This window comes from Mesorhizobium sp. M0208 (genome assembly GCF_040322015.1).
In the GTDB taxonomy this organism is placed as follows: domain Bacteria; phylum Pseudomonadota; class Alphaproteobacteria; order Rhizobiales; family Rhizobiaceae; genus Mesorhizobium.
Window position 1 is genome coordinate 1 of the sequence record NZ_JAMYSP010000005.1, and the last position, 16,425, is coordinate 16,425.

The following is a 16,425-nucleotide window of genomic DNA, read 5'->3' on the forward strand; positions in this document are numbered from 1 at the left end:
ACGGCATCAACACCTCCCGGCAAAAACCGAAAAGTGTTACCTATGTGTCCGGTACAAATCGTCACCTATGTCTCGGGCCGCTCAACAGCGGCTTAGCTGTTTTTGTTCCCGAAACAACCACTATCCGCCGCAGTTCTGACCAATCGCGCTATGCGCTCAGGCGAAATCGCGTGACATCGATGGCCGCGGCCATCAGTGTCTGTGTGTAGGTTGCCTGCGGATTGCTGAAGATCGCCTCGGCCGGTCCCTCCTCGACGATCTTGCCCTGCTTCATGACGATGATGTAGTCGGCCATGGCGCGCACGACGGCGAGATCGTGGCTGATGAACAGATAGGACAGCTCGTGGTCGGCCTGCAGCTTGCGTAGCAATTCGACGATCTGCTTCTGCACGGAGCGGTCCAGCGCCGAGGTCGGCTCGTCCAGCACCACCACTTTAGGCTTGAGTATCATGGCGCGCGCAATGGCGATGCGCTGCCGCTGACCGCCGGAGAATTCATGCGGATAGCGGTTACGCGTGTTCGGGTCGAGCCCGACTTCGAGCAAGGCGTCGACCGCGCGGAGATCGCGCTGCCTGCCCGACAGATTGGGCTCGTGGACCAGAAGCCCCTCGGTGATTATCTGGCCGACGGTCATGCGTGGCGACAGCGAGCCGAATGGATCCTGGAAGACCAGCTGTAATTCGCGCCGCAGCGGCCGCATCGCCTGGCGGTCGGCGTGTGAAATGTCGCGGTCGCCAAGCCGGACGATGCCGTCACTGGGCAGGAGCCGCAGCAAGGCGCGGCCGAGCGTCGATTTTCCCGAGCCGGATTCGCCGACGATGCCGATCGTCTGGTTGCGCTTCAGCCGTATCGAAATGCGATCGACGGCGCGCAGCAGCAGCGGCTCGCCGCCAAGAAATCCGCCGCCGATCTTGAAGGTCACCTCGACGTTCCTGCCTTCAAGCAGGACAGGGGCATTCGGCGGCGGCGGCGCCTTGGTGCCGGTCGGTTCGGCGGCAAGTAGCATCTTGGTGTAGGCGTGCTGCGGGTTGGCGAAGATCGCTTCCGCCTCGCCCTCCTCGACCACCTCGCCATAGCGCATCACATAGACCCGATCGGCAAAGCGCCGGACGATGCCGAGATCGTGGGTGATGAAAACGATCGCCATGCCGAGCTTGCGCTGCAATTCCGCGAGCAGCATGAGGATCTGCGCCTGGATGGTGACGTCGAGCGCGGTCGTCGGCTCGTCGGCGATCAGTATGTCGGGGTCGTTGGCCAGCGCCATGGCGATCATGACACGCTGGCGCTGACCGCCCGACAACTCGTGCGGGTAGGATTTCATCCGCCGCTCCGGATCGGGAATATGGACCAGCCGCAGCAGCTTGAGCGCCTCCTCGCGCGCCGCGGCGGCGCCAAGTCCGCGATGCTTGCGGATCGGCTCGATCAACTGGTTGCCGATCGAATAGAGCGGGTCGAGCGACGTCATCGGCTCCTGGAAGATCATGCTGATCTTGCGGCCGCGGATCTTGTTGAGCTCGGGCTTGCTCAAGGTCAAAAGATTGCGGCCGCGATAATCGACTGTGCCGGTGGCCTCGCCGTTCGAGGCGAGCAGGCTCATCGCCGCCATCATCGTCTGGCTCTTGCCGGAACCGGATTCGCCGACGACGGCGACGGTCTCGCCTGATTTGACGTGGATATTGATGCCCTTCACCGCCTCCACCACCCCGTCGAGGGTGCGGAAGCGGACCCGAAGGTCCTTGACGCTGAGGATGGTTTCGGAAGCAGCCATCTCTCAACGATCCTTCGGGTCGAGTGCGTCGCGCAGGCCGTCGCCGACGAAATTCAGCGCGAACAGCGTCGAGACGAGAAAGAAGGCCGGGAACAGAAGCAGCCAGTTGGCCGAGCCGATGTTCTGGGCGCCGACTGAGATCAGCACGCCCCAGCTTGTCATCGGCTCCTGGACGCCGAGTCCGAGGAACGACAGGAAGCTTTCCAGGATGATGACCTGCGGCACCAGCAGCGTCATGTAGATCACCACCGGCCCGAGCAAATTGGGGATAACGTGGCGCAGCAAAATGCCACGCTGGCCGACGCCCATCGCCTCCGCCGCCTGGACATATTCCTGCCGACGGATCGACAGCGCCTGTCCGCGCACGATGCGCGCCATGTCGAGCCACAGCACCGCGCCGACGGCCAGGAACATCAGCACGAAGTTCCTGCCGAAAAACACAACCAGCATGATGACGAAGAAGATGAACGGCAAAGAATAGAGCACGTCGACGACACGCATCATCACCTCGTCTACCCTGCCGCCGGCAAGGCCTGCGGTGGCGCCGTAGAGCACGCCGATGACCACGGCCACAATGCCGGCAAGCAATCCGATGGCCAGCGATATGCGCCCGGCCATCAGCGTTCGCGACAGCAGATCGCGGCCGGTGTTGTCGGTACCGAACAGGAAATATTGCTGCTTGATCGAGGCACTCATCACCATTTCGAGACCATCCGGCGATTTGCTCTCGATCTTTGTGTCATCGAAGGTATCGGAACGATCAAGGTAGCGAATGTTGCGGTCGTCGATCGGCTTGGACGATCTGACGGTAACGAACACACGGCTGCCCTCCTGCCGCCAATCCTTGATGTCGACGCGCATACGCCTGATCGCCTCATCGAGAGCGCCTTCGATCATGTCGGCCTGCGGATAGGCGGAGAAGCTCGGCGGCGTGCGCACATAGTCGGCATAGATGGTGGTATACTGGTGCGGCACGAAATAGGGCCCAAACACACTGATGACGGTGATGAAGGCAAGATAATACAGACTGAACATGGCCGCGCGATTGGCCTTGAGGCGCGCCCAGGCGTCACCCCACAGGGACCGGCCGACGACCGGTGCGGCAACTGCGATATCAGTCATAGCGCACCCTCGGGTCGACGACCCCATAGAGGACGTCGACGATCAGGTTGAAGACAATGGTGAAGAGCGCGATGACCACCACCGTCCCCATAACCAGAGTGTAGTCGCGGTTGAGCGCTGCAACGACAAAATGGCGGCCGATGCCCGGTATAGAGAAGATGGTCTCGACGATGATCGAGCCGGTGAGAAGGGCTGCAGCTGCCGGACCGGTAAAGGAGACGATCGGCAGGATGGCGCCGCGCAGCGCATGCTTGACGACGACTGACCAGTCGGACAGGCCGAGAGCGCGCGCGGTACGGATGTGATGCGAGTGCAGCGATTCGATCATCGAGCCGCGCATCAGGCGGGCAACGATGGCGATCTGCGGCAGAGCGAGCGTCAGTACCGGGCCGACCTTGTTGATAAGGGCTCCATCGCCCCAGCCACCGATCGGCAGCAGCTTCCAGGTCAATCCGAATACAAGCTGGATTACCGGGGCGATGACGAAGGTCGGAATGGTGCTGCCGGCGGTCGCCAGCGCAATCACCGAATAGTCGGCAAGCTTATTCTGGTTGAGCGCCGCAACAGTGCCGAGCACGCTGCCGAGCAGCAGCGCCAGAACGAGTGCCGAAGCGCCGAGTTGGATCGAGATCGGCAGGCCCTCCCTGAACAACTCGCCGACGGTAAAATCCGGCATGTTGTAGCTGGGACCGAAATTGCCGCGCAGAAGATTGCCCAGATAGTGGACGTACTGCAACCAGAGCGGATCATTGAGGCCGAACTGGGCTTCGAGATTGGCCCTGATCTCGGGGCTCAGACCCCGCTCCTGGTTGAACGGGCCGCCCGGCGCGACACGTATCAGGAAGAACGCTATGGTCACGATGACGAACAGCGTCGGAATGGCGGTCAGAAGCCGCCGGAATACGTAACGCAGCATCGGTGCCCCGCTTGATCCAGAGCGCGCGTCCAGCTGGACGATTGCGCTCTAGCCTTCAAATCTTCGCACCGACATTGCCGAAAATCTATTCCGGTTCCCGGGCCGATGCGATAGCAAACCAGCGCCGCCGCGCATTGAGTTGCGCGGCGGCCCAGCGAAGGATCAGTCCTTGCTGATGAAGCGGGACGGATGGATGTCCATCACATTGTCGTCGAAGCCATGCAGCTTCGAGGAAACGATATCGTGGTAGCTGTAGTAGAGAAGTGGGATCTCGCCGACATCGTCGACGAGCATGCGCTCGGCTTCGGCGAGTTTCTTCATACGCTCTTCGGGCTTGCCGCCCGCGGCGGCCGCCTCGTCCATGGCTGCCTCGAATTTCGGACTGTTGTAAACCGAATAGTTGTTGCCGCTGGCCTTGCGAGAGATGCCGAGAAAGGTCTCCGGATCCTTGTAGTCGGCGATCCAGGCGGCACGCGCCACGTCATAGTCACCCTTTTGCTCGAGGAAGGAGTAGTGGGTCTTGGTGTCGGTGTTGAGCAGCGTGACCTCGACGCCGAGCGGCTTCAGCTGTTCCTGGATGGCGACAGCGGTGTTCTTGTGGTTCTCCGAAGTGTTGTAGCGGATCTGCATCTTCAGCGGATGCTCGGGCGTATAGCCGAGCTTCTCCAGGATTTTCTTGGCTTCATCTTCGCGGTCGATCTGCGGCATGTCGGCGTATTTTGCCAGTGCCGGCGTGTAGCCTTCGATGCCCGGAGGTACCATCGAATAGCCGGGCAGCATCGAATTCTGCCAGACTTTTTCGGCCAGGAAGTCGCGATCGATCGCCATAGAGATGGCGTTGCGCAGTTCGACATTGTCCCACGGCGCCTTGTCGGTCTTGATCGCATAATAGTAGATGCCGAGATATGGCCCGACGCGGACCTGGTCGCCGAATTTGGCCTTGAGATCGGCGAGTTGTTCGGTCGGCAGGTCACCGTAACTGTCGAGTTCGCCGGCCTCGAACCGCTTCATCGCAGACGAGCGATCCTCGGTCGGGATGTAGTTGACCACGTCGAACTTGACGCTCGCGGCGTCCCAGAATTTCGGATTCTTGACCAGCTTCAGATGGTCGTTGGGAATCCACTCCGCCGCTGTAAAGGCCCCGTTGGAGACCAGCTTGCCTGCCTTGATCCAGTCGGCGCCAAGCTTTTCGATGGACGCCTTGTTAACCGGATAGGTCGCCTGATGGGTCAGCATCTCCAGGAAGTAAGGCGTTGGCGCCTTGAGCGTGACTTCGAGAGTATTTGCGTCAATCGCCTTGACGCCCATATCCTCCGGCTTGCCCTTCTTGGTGTTGACTTCCTCGGCACCCTTCACGGGATAGAGCATGGAAGCGTATTCGGCAGCGGTGGCCGGATCTTCCAGCCGACGGAACGAATAAACGAAGTCGTCCGCCGTCACCGGGCTGCCATCCGACCAGAGGCCGTCCTTGCGCAGCTTGAAGGTGTAGGCAGTGCCGTCGTCGGAGACCGTCCAGCTTTCGGCGGCACCCGGAATGAGGTTCGTCTTCTGGTCATGCATGACGAGGCCCTGGAACAGGTCGCGTATGATATCGGCTTCGTAGACCGTCGAGGTCTTGTGTGGATCGAGCGTCTCCGCTTCGGCGGCGGCTCCGCGGTTGTAGACGGTCTCGGCGAAAGCCGGCGTGTAGAACGTACCGGCGGCCAAGGCCATAGTCGTGGCGAGTACCGTCGCCTTCAGCACATGTTTCAACATGGAGTTCTCCCTAATGACGTCGCCCTTCAGCCACGTCTCTAAGCGTTGACGCCCCGAAACCGATTGGCTGGTTCCTTTCGAGCGCGCAGCCGGTTCCCTTTCCGGCAGCTGGTGGCCAAACAGTAACGTGGAGATTTTTTATTTCAACAGTCTCTCGGGGTCACCCAAAGTAAGGCGCCGGGATAGTCGCCTTGCGAACGGCCAATCAATGATCGAACCATGGGCTTGGCTGCGTTTCATCGCCCAGAAAACGCCCGTGCGTGGGAGATAAGCTGGCGGATCATTTCAGTTTGCGGGAATGTCTTAATTGGTTCTTAGTCAACCACGGGTTACATATTTGGACGGGTTCGGCACATCCCTCTTAAGTTCCGTGGACAAGGGCAATGGATAAGACAGACAGTAAAGCTGTCTCATTAGCGGCAAAAAACACGTGTCGAATAAGGACAAATCTACGCAAAATTGGAGATGAGTCCGGAACTTCCGCGATCGAATTTGCCCTGCTTTCACCGGTCTTCATCCTGCTCCTGCTCGGAATGGTTGCATATGGTATCTATTTTGGTGCAAGCAACTCCTTACAGCAGATCGCCGCCGATGCCGCCCGCACTGCGATTGCCGGATTGAACCAAACCGAGCGCCAGGCGCTGGTGGCGAGTTTCGTCAAAAACAATGCCAGTGGATACCCGTTCGTCGATTCCGGCAAGCTGACCTATCAGGCGACGGACAGCACGGCCGACGGAAATCAGTTCGTCGTGTCGATCCAGTACGATGCCAGCAACCTGCCGATCTGGAACCTGTTACCAAGCCTTGCGATGCCGCAAACCACGATCTCACGCAGGTCGACCATCAGGATTGGAGGCATTTGAAATGTCGCAGTTCTTGCTGAGGGGCATCGGCCGGATTGCACGATCGATGTTTGGCGACGTGAAGGCGAACTTTGCCGTCATGACGGCCCTGATAGCACCGTTTGCGCTGGGGCTGGCGGCCTTCGCTGTCGACGAAGGTTCGATCTACACGGAGCGTAGGGAAGCCCAGGCGATGACGGATCTGGCGGCGATCACCGCGGCGTCGAACATCAACAATATGGAAGCCGCGGCAGTAACCACGCTCAGTGACAACCGAATGCCCGGCATCATTGTTCAAAAGCCAGGTCAGACAATCGTCCCCACGGCTGGGAAAACCGTCGTGTCCGTCACCGGCGGTCGATACTCAGCGGCCTCCTCCGTTGGTGTCGACAAGCGCTTCGAAGCCGGTAAAACGCCGTACAACGCCGTTCGCGTCACTCTGCACAAAATCCCCGCCCGGTATTTCGCCAGTTCGCTCATCCCTACTCCGGTTATCGGCACCGAAGCCATTGCCAGCGTGACCCCGCAAGCGATGTTCTCGGTCGGATCCAGGCTTCTCAGCGTCAATGGCGGCATCCTTAACGCGCTTCTAAGCAAGTTGCTGGGCGGCAACATCTCGCTCAGCGTCATGGACTACAACGCGCTGATCTCGGCCGACGTCAACGTGCTTTCGTTCGTCGATGCCCTCGCCGTACAGTTGCAACTGACAGGTGTCAGCTATGCCGACGTGCTGGCGTCAAAAGCGACGGTAGGCCAGATCGCGACCGCCATGGCCAATGCGTCCGGGTCGGGCAGCGCCAGCAAACTTGTGCTGCAGACGATCGCGTCAAGGGCCACGAACACGGTCAAGATACCCCTCAGTCATCTTATCGATCTTGGCCCGATCGGTAAGCTCGGCCTCGGGCAAAAGTCTCCCGGCTTTTCCGTCGACGCAAGCGCGATGGGCATGCTGGGTGCCGCCGCCTCGCTGGCCAATGGCTCAAACCAGGTCCAGGTCGATCTCGGCGCCACTATTCCGGGACTTACCTCCACTACGCTCGCCATCGCCATCGGTGAACCGTTGCAATATTCACCCTGGCTGGCTGTAGGTGAAAAAGGCACCGTGGTGCGCACCGCGCAGACACGAATCAAGCTGGTCACCACAGTCGGCATCGGCAATTCCAATCTCGGCGGCGGCATCAGTCTGCTGTCCGTCAATCTGCCTCTGCATGTCGAAGTCGCCTATGCGGAAGCCAAGCTGACTGACATCAGCTGCCCGACGGGCCGGCCGGATAGCATCAAGGTCTCGATCGCCGCGCAGCCTGGCGTGGCCTCGCTGCACCTTGCCGCCAGCGACGCAGACAACAATCCATCGGCCTTCGCCGATTTCAGCAATCCGCAATCGTTCTCCGACACCACGATTGCCCAGGTAAGCGTGAAGCTTCTGCTGCTAACCCTCAATCTGCTTGATGTGAAGGGTTCTTCATCACTTGCTATCACCAACAACGATCCGACCACATTGACCTTCGACAGCACCGATATCGCCAACAAGACGATAAAAACTGCCGCCACAAAAAACCTGACGCAATCGCTCACGACATCGCTGGTCAGTGGCCTCTCGCTCTCCGTCAATGCACTGGGCCTCGGGCTGGACGTGACGGCCCTGCTCGGAACGGTTAAGCCGGCGGTGGTAACGGTTCTGAACGGCGTGACGGCGCCGGTCGACGCACTGGTCTACAACGTGCTTGCGGCGGTCGGCGTGCATGTCGGCGAGGCCGATGTGCGGGTTGTCGGCGCGACTTGCGGGCGCTCCGTGCTTGTTCAATGAGATGATGAAATAGAGCTCAGCCGATCTGGCCGAAGAAGCAGCCCAGCGGCGGCAGCGACAGAGTTCTTTCCTGCAAGACGCCGGCAGCACCGCCAAGATCTCTCGGCTCAATCGCTTCCAGATCCGGTGGCAATTGCCAGCCGGCCGGCTCGTCGGCGAAATTGAAGACACACAGCAGCTTTTCGTCACCGCCTTCGCGAATGAAAGCAAGGACGTCGCCTTCGGCATCGAGGAACCGGATCGAGCCTCGAACCAGCGCCGGATGCTGCTTGCGCAAGGCCAGCATCGCCCGGTAGCTCGCCAGGACGGAGGTTTGCTCGCCATTCTGGACGTCGACCGCCCGGGCGCGATGGCTTGCCGGGACCGGAAGCCACGGCTTGCCGGTTGAAAAGCCGGCATTGTCGGCGACAGCCTCCCAGACCATCGGCGTTCGGCACCCGTCCCGCCCCTTGATTGCCGGCCAGAAGCGGATGCCGAAGGGATCGCGCAAATCCTCGAACGCCAGTTCGGCCTCCTCCAGCCCGAGTTCTTCGCCCTGGTAAAGGCAGATCGATCCGCGCAAGCAGGAAAGCAGCACGATCGAGAATTTCGCCACCCTGTCCGGATCGCCGCCCGGCCTTGTCCATCGACTGACGTGGCGCACGACATCGTGGTTGGAGAACGCCCAGCAAACCCAGCCGTCGAACACCTTACTCTCGAAGGCCTCGACACAGCCACGCACATGCGACGCCGAGAATTGCGGGCCGAGCAGATCGAACGTGTAGGACATTTGGAGCTTGTCGCCACCGCCGGTATAGGCGGCGAGTGTCTGCAAGGAACGAGTTTCGTCGCCAATCTCGCCGACAGCGACGCGGCCTTCATACTCGTCAAGCAAGGCCCGGAAGCGCTTGAGAAAAGTAAGGTTTTCCGGCTGGCTCTTGTCGAACAGATGCTCCTGATAGAGATAGGGGCTGGTTGCCGTATTGGAGCCGGCGACGCTTTCCGCCAAAGGCGGGTTGCTGCGCAGCCAGCGGTCGTGGACGTAATAGTTGACCGTATCCAGCCGGAAACCGTCGACGCCGCGCTCGAGCCAGAACCGCACCGTTTCCAGCAAGGCGTCCTGCACCTGCGGGTTGTGGAAATTCAGGTCCGGCTGCGAGGCGAGGAAATTGTGCAGGTAATATTGCCTGCGCGTTGCGTCCCATTCCCAGGCCGGGCCGCCGAAAAGCGACAGCCAGTTGTTGGGGGCGGTGCCGTCGGGCTTCGCATCGGCCCAGACGTACCAGTCGGCCTTGGGGTTGTCGCGGCTCGTGCGGCTTTCGACGAACCATTCGTGCCGATCCGATGAGTGCGACAGGACCTGGTCGATGATCACCTTCAGGCCGAGCCGGTGTGCCTCGGCAACCAGCGCGTCGAAGTCCTCTGATGTGCCGAACATCGGATCGACGGCGCAGTAATCCGAAACGTCGTAACCCATATCGGCCATTGGCGACTTGAAGAAAGGCGACAGCCAGACTGCGTCGACCCCGAGCGATGCGACATGGGCCAGCCTCGAGGTGATGCCGCTGAGATCGCCGCTGCCGTCGCCTGTCGTGTCCTGGAAGGAGCGCGGGTAAATCTGGTAGATGACGCAGCCGCGCCACCATTCGGCATTGTCAGCCATCATAGCTTCCCCCTGCGCGCTCCTGCCCGGCCCAGTGTTCAATCATGAACATGACCGTTCGCCCAGGCACCGGCCGTGAGATGTCGCCAGTGTCCGTTTCGATGGCTGGGCGCCAGTGAAAACCCGCCCGTTCCGGCAGCGTGAACACGCAGGCCCGGCGGTCGCCGTTGATGACCACCGCAAGGCGACTGTTCTCACCGCTACCGAGAACCATGACCAGCCGGTGCCGCCTGGCATCGTGCCAGGCTGCTTCATCCAGCGGCACGCCGGTTTCCGTCAGCCAGACGACGTCAGGTATTTGCGAGCCGGCCGGCAGTTCTCCGGTCAGGAACCTGGTGTCCGAAAGCGCCGGCGCGGCACGACGCATCTTGGCGAGCAGAGCCGTGTACCGCTCCAGCGCCCGGTCGCGCCCGGACCAATCGAGCCAGGTAATGTCATTGTCCTGCGCGTAAGCGTTGTTGTTGCCGCGCTGCGTGCGGCCGAACTCGTCTCCGGCCGTCAGCATGATCGTGCCGCGCGAGGCAAAGAGCGTCGCCAGCAGCGCGCACTGGTCATCGAAACGGGCCGTAACGATTGACTGGTTATCCGTCTGACCCTCGACGCCATTGTTCCAGGACAGGTTGTCATCGTGACCATCGCGGTTCTGTTCGCCATTGGCCTCGTTGTGCTTGTGCTCGTAGGCAACGATATCGGCCAGCGTCATGCCGTCATGCGCAGCGATGAAATTGAGGCTTCGGCTCGCTGTCTGGCCTGCTTTGGAAAAGACGTCGGACGAACCGGCAAGCCGCGTCGCCAGCGCACCGATCATGCCGCCGTCGCCGCGCCAGAAGCGGCGGATATCGTCACGGTATCTGTCGTTCCATTCTAGGAAGGGCGGCGGAAAATTGCCGAGCTGATAGCCATCCGGTCCGACATCCCAAGGCTCGGCGATCAGCACCCGGTCGCCAAGAACAGGGTCGTTGCGAATGGCGTTCAGCAGCGGCGCATCGGCGTCGAAAACGCCGTCGCCGCGGCCGAGGATCGGCGCCAGGTCGAAGCGGAATCCGTCGACACCAGCGCGCTGGACAAAGTGGCGAAGCGTGTCGAGGACCATGTCCCGGACGACCGGATGGTCGCAGGCCACCGTATTGCCGGTTCCGGTGTCATTGACCAGAGCGCCGTCGGCCTCGTGCCGGTAGTAGGCGCGGCTGTCTAGGCCGCGCAGCGACAATGTCGGGCCGAGCCGGTCGCTTTCGCCGGTGTGATTGAACACCAGGTCGAGAATGGTGCCGATGCCGGCCTCGCGCAGCGCGGCGACCGTTCCGCGCAACTCGGCCAGACCGCCGGGCGCCAGTCGCGGATCGAGCGCCATGAAGGTCACGGGATTATAACCCCAGGCGTTGCGCAGCCCGAGCGGCGGCAAATGCCGTTCGTCGATCGCTGCCGTCACTGGCATCAACTCAACGGCTGCAACACCGAGTTTTTGCAGATGCTCTACAACAAGGGGGTGAGCGAGAGCTGCAATGGTGCCGCGCTGTTTCTCGGGGATGTCCTTATGCAGCTTTGTGAAGGCGCGTACCGGCACTTCGTAGATTAGGCCGCCGGGCCGAAACAGCGGCGGCAAGGCGGGCCAGGGTTCCGGCAAGGCGCCGGCAATCGCCTTCGGCATCAGCGGCGCGGTATCGGCCCCCTCGCCCCGCCGCGCGGCCAGCCGGCCGTCATAGGCATAAGGCCTGTCGACCTCGACGGCGTAGGGATCGGCCAGCATCTTGTCGGGATCGAACCAAAGGCCCTGCTCCGGCGCGTAGTCGCCATCGGCGCGGAACCCGTATCGGCTGCCGGCGGCGAGACCGGCAACAAAAAGCGCGTGCACGCCCTCGCCTTCCGACTGGAGTTGCAGCCGGTCGATTTCGCGGTTGCCGCGCTGGTCGAAGATCGAGACCCAGATGCGCCGAGCCGACGAGGACCATGCGGCGAAGCGGATGCCTTCTTTGGTGATGGTTGCGCCGAGTTGGCTCATACGGCGTCTCCTTCTCCCCTTGTGGGAGAAGGTGGATCGGCGCGCAGCGCCGAGACGGATGAGGGGTGCTGGAAGAAACGAGGCATGGGCGATTTGAGCAAAGGTGTGCGCCAAGCTGGAACACCCCTCATCCGACCGAGCTTCGCTCGGCCACCTTCTCCCACAAGGGGAGAAGGGGGAGCCTCGCAACGCAGGCCGAACTCAGACGGCCGGCTGTCAACCAAAGTCACGTAATCACGCTCGGCTTGGCGCGGCCGGTATGGCTGCGAATCCCGGCGATGTCGTCGGCCGCCGCGATCAGACCGGCAAGCGCTTCCTGGGTGTCGAGATCGTGGCGGTTCGTGTCCGGCTCGTAGCGCTCGACATAAAGCCGCAGTGTCGCGCCCGAGGTGCCGGTACCGGACAGGCGGAAGACGACGCGTGAGCCACCTTCGAACAACACCCTGATGCCTTGGTTCTTGCTGACCGAGCCGTCGACCGGATCGTGATAGGCGAAATCATCGGCGCTGGCGATCGTCATGCCGCGCACGCTGGTGCCAGGCAGCGAGCCGAGCTTGGCGCGCAGTTCGTCGACGAGCGCATTGGCACGGTCGGTCTCGACCTCCTCGTAATCGTGCCGCGAATAGTAGTTACGGCCGTAGGCTGCCCAATGCTGGGTGACGATCTGCTTGGCGCTTTCGCCGCGCACGGCAAGGATGTTGAGCCACAAAAGCACCGCCCACAGGCCGTCCTTTTCGCGTACATGGTTGGAGCCGGTCCCCGCACTCTCCTCGCCGCAGATCGTCGCCATGCCGGCGTCGAGCAGATTGCCGAAAAATTTCCAGCCGGTCGGCGTTTCATAGATGCCGACGCCGAGCTTTTCGGCGACGCGGTCGGCAGCACCGCTGGTCGGCATTGAACGGGCTATGCCTTTCAGCCCGGCCTTGTAGCCCGGCGCCAGATGGGCGTTGGCGGCGAGCATCGCCAGCGAATCCGACGGGGTGATGAAAATGCCCTTGCCGATAATCAGGTTGCGGTCGCCATCGCCATCAGAGGCAGCGCCAAAGTCGGGCGCATCCGGGCCCATCATCTCGTCGTAGAGGTGTTTTGCATGCACCAGATTGGGATCGGGATGGTGGCCGCCGAAATCCGGCAGCGGAATGAAATTGCGGGCGGTGCCATTCGGCGCGCCGAGCCGGTTTTCGAGGATCTCCTTGGCGTAGGGGCCGGTCACCGCATGCATGGCATCGAAGCGCATGCGGAAGCCCGATTTGAACAGCGCCCGTAAGGCCTCGAAATCGAACAGGCTTTCCATCAGATCGGCATAGTCGGCAACCGGATCAATGATTTCGACGATCATGTCAGCCGCCGTGATCGTGCCGATCGTGTCGATGTCGACCGGCCCGATATCGGCGATCTTGAAGCTTGAAATCGCCTTGGTTTTTTCGAAGATCGCGTCGGTCAGCTTTTCCGGCGCCGGGCCGCCGTTGCCGGCATTGTACTTGATCCCGAAATCCTCATGTGGGCCACCCGGATTGTGGCTGGCCGACAGGATGATGCCGCCGAAGGTCTTGTATTTGCGGATTACATGCGAAGCGGCCGGCGTCGACAAGATGCCGCCCTGCCCGACCATCACCTTGCCGAAGCCGTTTGCCGCGGCCATGGCGATGGCCTTCTGGATGACCTCGCGGTTATAAAAGCGGCCGTCGCCGCCGATCACCAGGGTTTTGCCATCGAATCCATCCAGCGCGTCGAAGATCGACTGGATGAAGTTCTCGGCATAGTGCTCCTGCTGGAACACCGGGACTTTCTTGCGCAGCCCGGAGGTGCCGGGTTTCTGGTCGGGATAGGGTTTGGTGGCGACGGTGCGGATCATCAGTCAGGCAGCCCTTTTCGAAAGCAGCAAGCGATAGAGTTGAACATATTTTTCGGCGCTTTTGTCCCACGAAACGTCGGCCTTCATGCCTTGCCGCTGCATCGACGTCCACACCGCGGGATTGGCATGCGCCTCGACAAGGCGGCGGACGGCGTGCAGCAAGGCGCCGGCATTGGCGGGCGCGAATTGGAAGCCGGTCGCCACGCCGGCAGAGATGGCGGCTTCGTTGGCATCGATGACCGTGTCGGCAAGGCCGCCGGTGCGCGCGACGACCGGCACGCAGCCATAGCGCAGGCCGTAAAGCTGCGTCAGCCCGCAAGGTTCGAAGCGCGACGGGATGATGATGGCGTCGCAGCCGCCCTGCATGGTGTGGGAGAGTCCCTCGTCATAGCCGACGACGACGCCGATGCGGCCACGATGGCGGGCTGCGGCGGCAAGCAACGTGCCTTCCAGCCCAGCGTCGCCAGACCCAAGGATTGCCAGCCGTGCACCTGCCGCGACGATGCCGTCGACGGCCGCAGCCAATATGTCCATGCCCTTTTGCCAGGTCAGCCGGCTGACGACGCAGACGATCGGGCTGTCATCGCGATCGAGGCTGAAACGGTCCTCGACCGCGGCCTTGTTGGGCATTCGTGCCTTAAGCGTCTTTGCCGTGTAGTTGGAGACCAGATGCTTGTCGGTTTCCGGGTTCCATATCTCGGTATCGATGCCGTTGACGATGCCATGGAGATCGACGGAGCGCATGTTGATCAGGCCGTCGAGGCCCATGCCGAATTCGGGCAAACGGATTTCCTGCGCATAGGTCGGGCTGACCGTGGTGATCGCCCAGGCGGCCTGCAGGCCGGCTTTGAGGAAGCCGACGCCGCCGTAATATTCGACGCCGTCGAGCGCCATCGCCGCCGCCGGCAGGCCAAGCTCGCCAAAGATGCTGGCGCCGAACTGGCCTTGGAAGGCGAGGTTGTGCACGGTGATCATCGACGGCGTGCCGACCGCCTTGCCGTAGCGCATGTAGGCGAGCGTCATTGCCGACTGCCAGTCATGGGCATGGACGATATCGGGCAGGTAGCCCGAGATGGAGCCCCCGGCGATGTCGCCGCCTACCTGGCTCAAGGCAGCGAATCGCCGCCAATTGTCCGGCCAGTCGGCGCCGGTCGCGTTGCCGTATGGACCGCCCGGGCGGTCGAAAAGATGCGGCGCGTCGAGCACGAACAGGTCGAGGCCGGCGATCTGGACGGCGTGCACCGACGCCCTGCCGCCCTGCAGCAGCGGATATTGCTGAACCGCCTTCTTTTTCTTGAACGCGCCCATCACCTGCGGGTAGCCGGGGACGAGCGTGCGCATGGTGACGCCCTTGCCGGCCAATGCCATGGGCAAGGCGCCGGTTACGTCGGCGAGCCCTCCGGTCTTGACCAGCGGAAAGATCTCGGGCGCCACCGACAGAACCTGCATGCACTACGATCCCAGCCTGTTGATCATGTCCTGCGTGACCAGGCAGATGCCTTTTTCCGAAACGCGGAAACGCTTGGCGTCGAGGACGGGATCCTCGCCGACCACCAGCCCCTCCGGAATCCTGACGCCGTGATCGATGACTACGCGCTTCAGCCTGGCGTTGCGGCCGACATGGACGTCGGGCAGCATGACGACCTCCTCCAGTATTGAATAAGAATTGATGCGCGCGCCGGTGAAGATCAGGCTTCGCTTCAGCGAAGCGCCCGAAACGATGCAATCGCCCGACACGAGAGACGACACGGCCGACCCGCGGCGGCCATCCTCGTCATGCACGAACTTTGCCGGCGGCTTCAACTCGGCATAAGTCCAGATCGGCCAATCGCGGTCGTAAAGGTCGAGTTCCGGCGTGATGTCGGTCAGGTCGATATTGGCTTCCCAATAGGCGTCGACCGTGCCGACGTCGCGCCAATAGGCCTCGTTCTCGGCGGTCGAGCGCACGCAGGATTTGGCGAAGCGATGGGCGATCGCCTTTCCGTGCTCGACGATGTAGGGGATGATGTCCTTGCCGAAGTCGCGGCTCGAGCCGGGCTCTGCCGCATCGCGACGCAACTGCTCCATCAGGAACTTGGTCTTGAACACATAGATTCCCATCGAGGCCAGCGCAAAATCCGGTTTGTCGGGAATGCCCGGCGGATCGGCTGGCTTTTCGATGAAGGAGATGATGGTGTCCTTGGGATCGACATGCATGACGCCGAAGCCGGTAGCTTCCATGCGTGGCACTTCGAGGCAGCCGACGGTGACGTCGGCGCCGGCCTCGACATGTTGGCGCAGCATCATTTCGTAGTCCATCTTGTAGACATGGTCGCCGGCCAGGATGACCATGTATTCCGGCCCATAGGCCTCGATGATGTCGATGTTCTGGTAAACGGCGTCGGCGGTGCCCTCGTACCATTGCGTTTCCGACACACGCTGGCTGGCCGGCAGGATGTCGAAACTCTCGTTGCGCTCGGGCCGCAGGAAGTTCCAACCGCGCTGCAGATGGCGGATCAGCGAATGCGCCTTGTATTGGGTGGCGACGCCGAGGCGGCGGATACCGGAATTGAGCGCATTGGAGAGCGCGAAATCGATGATGCGGGTCTTGCCGCCAAAATAGACCGCCGGCTTGGCACGGCGGTCGGTCAGTTCCTTGAGCCGGCTGCCACGGCCGCCGGCCAGCACATAAGCCATGGCGTCGCGTGCCAGCGGCTGTGTTCGTTTTATTTCAGCCATT

11 protein-coding genes are annotated in these 16,425 nt (G+C 61.7%); 2 read left to right on the top strand and 9 right to left on the bottom strand.

Translation table 11 applies throughout. The features are described from left to right. Window positions 1-148 precede the first annotated feature (148 nt). The 4 genes from NKJ17_RS07005 to NKJ17_RS07020 form a co-directional block, all read right to left on the bottom strand. Entirely contained in the window at window positions 149-1,768 is a 1,620-nt protein-coding gene (locus NKJ17_RS07005; RefSeq protein ID WP_352687662.1) for an ABC transporter ATP-binding protein, read from the bottom strand. A gap of 3 nt (window positions 1,769-1,771) precedes the next feature. After that, window positions 1,772-2,890: an ABC transporter permease gene (locus NKJ17_RS07010; RefSeq protein ID WP_254819905.1), complete on the bottom strand. Its 1,119-nt coding sequence runs from the start codon at window positions 2,888-2,890 to the stop codon at window positions 1,772-1,774. Beyond that, window positions 2,883-3,806 (bottom strand): ABC transporter permease subunit, encoded by a 924-nt coding sequence (locus NKJ17_RS07015; RefSeq protein WP_352479493.1) that lies wholly within the window; start codon window positions 3,804-3,806, stop codon window positions 2,883-2,885. Before NKJ17_RS07015 ends, NKJ17_RS07010 begins: the two co-directional genes overlap by 8 nt. A 162-nt stretch (window positions 3,807-3,968) precedes the next feature. Then, the gene (locus NKJ17_RS07020; RefSeq protein WP_352687664.1) at window positions 3,969-5,561 is read right to left on the bottom strand and encodes a peptide ABC transporter substrate-binding protein; all 1,593 of its coding nucleotides are present in this window, start codon (window positions 5,559-5,561) and stop codon (window positions 3,969-3,971) included. Between the two features lie 383 nt (window positions 5,562-5,944). Between NKJ17_RS07020 and NKJ17_RS07025 the strand changes: the two genes are divergently transcribed. Beyond that, window positions 5,945-6,424 carry a TadE/TadG family type IV pilus assembly protein gene (locus NKJ17_RS07025; protein ID WP_352479491.1) on the top strand — a complete coding sequence of 160 codons (480 nt, stop codon included), beginning with the start codon at window positions 5,945-5,947 and terminating at the stop codon, window positions 6,422-6,424. Window positions 6,425-6,470: 46 nt separating this feature from the next. Then, window positions 6,471-8,210, top strand: a complete 1,740-nt coding sequence (locus tag NKJ17_RS07030) for a pilus assembly protein TadG-related protein (protein ID WP_352687667.1) — start codon at window positions 6,471-6,473, stop codon at window positions 8,208-8,210. Window positions 8,211-8,226: 16 nt separating this feature from the next. Here NKJ17_RS07030 and bglA read toward each other — a convergent pair whose 3' ends face one another. From bglA to glgC, 5 genes are all read right to left on the bottom strand, one after another. After that, window positions 8,227-9,855, bottom strand: a complete 1,629-nt coding sequence (gene bglA / locus NKJ17_RS07035) for a beta-galactosidase BglA (protein ID WP_352687669.1) — start codon at window positions 9,853-9,855, stop codon at window positions 8,227-8,229. Beyond that, a complete protein-coding gene (glgX, locus tag NKJ17_RS07040) occupies window positions 9,845-11,851 on the bottom strand; it encodes a glycogen debranching protein GlgX (protein WP_352687671.1) in 2,007 nt (668 codons plus the stop codon). The genes bglA and glgX overlap by 11 nt, the downstream gene beginning before the upstream one ends. 226 nt (window positions 11,852-12,077) lie before the next feature. After that, the gene (locus NKJ17_RS07045) at window positions 12,078-13,706 is read right to left on the bottom strand and encodes an alpha-D-glucose phosphate-specific phosphoglucomutase (RefSeq protein ID WP_352687673.1); all 1,629 of its coding nucleotides are present in this window, start codon (window positions 13,704-13,706) and stop codon (window positions 12,078-12,080) included. Window positions 13,707-13,709: 3 nt separating this feature from the next. Then, the gene (gene glgA / locus NKJ17_RS07050) at window positions 13,710-15,155 is read right to left on the bottom strand and encodes a glycogen synthase GlgA (protein ID WP_352687675.1); all 1,446 of its coding nucleotides are present in this window, start codon (window positions 15,153-15,155) and stop codon (window positions 13,710-13,712) included. Between the two features lie 3 nt (window positions 15,156-15,158). Beyond that, window positions 15,159-16,424 (bottom strand): glucose-1-phosphate adenylyltransferase, encoded by a 1,266-nt coding sequence (gene glgC / locus NKJ17_RS07055; RefSeq protein ID WP_352687677.1) that lies wholly within the window; start codon window positions 16,422-16,424, stop codon window positions 15,159-15,161. Window position 16,425 lies beyond the last annotated feature (1 nt).

Coding starts and splice junctions, on each gene's coding strand:
- glgA (WP_352687675.1), bottom strand. CDS start 15,155: ATGCAGGTTCTGTCGGTGGCGCCCGAGATCTTTCCGCTGGTCAAGACC.
- NKJ17_RS07020 (WP_352687664.1), bottom strand. CDS start 5,561: ATGTTGAAACATGTGCTGAAGGCGACGGTACTCGCCACGACTATGGCC.
- NKJ17_RS07045 (WP_352687673.1), bottom strand. CDS start 13,706: ATGATCCGCACCGTCGCCACCAAACCCTATCCCGACCAGAAACCCGGC.
- NKJ17_RS07025 (WP_352479491.1), top strand. CDS start 5,945: ATGGATAAGACAGACAGTAAAGCTGTCTCATTAGCGGCAAAAAACACG.
- bglA (WP_352687669.1), bottom strand. CDS start 9,855: ATGATGGCTGACAATGCCGAATGGTGGCGCGGCTGCGTCATCTACCAG.
- glgX (WP_352687671.1), bottom strand. CDS start 11,851: ATGAGCCAACTCGGCGCAACCATCACCAAAGAAGGCATCCGCTTCGCC.
- NKJ17_RS07005 (WP_352687662.1), bottom strand. CDS start 1,768: ATGGCTGCTTCCGAAACCATCCTCAGCGTCAAGGACCTTCGGGTCCGC.
- NKJ17_RS07015 (WP_352479493.1), bottom strand. CDS start 3,806: ATGCTGCGTTACGTATTCCGGCGGCTTCTGACCGCCATTCCGACGCTG.
- NKJ17_RS07030 (WP_352687667.1), top strand. CDS start 6,471: ATGTTTGGCGACGTGAAGGCGAACTTTGCCGTCATGACGGCCCTGATA.
- NKJ17_RS07010 (WP_254819905.1), bottom strand. CDS start 2,890: ATGACTGATATCGCAGTTGCCGCACCGGTCGTCGGCCGGTCCCTGTGG.
- glgC (WP_352687677.1), bottom strand. CDS start 16,424: ATGGCTGAAATAAAACGAACACAGCCGCTGGCACGCGACGCCATGGCT.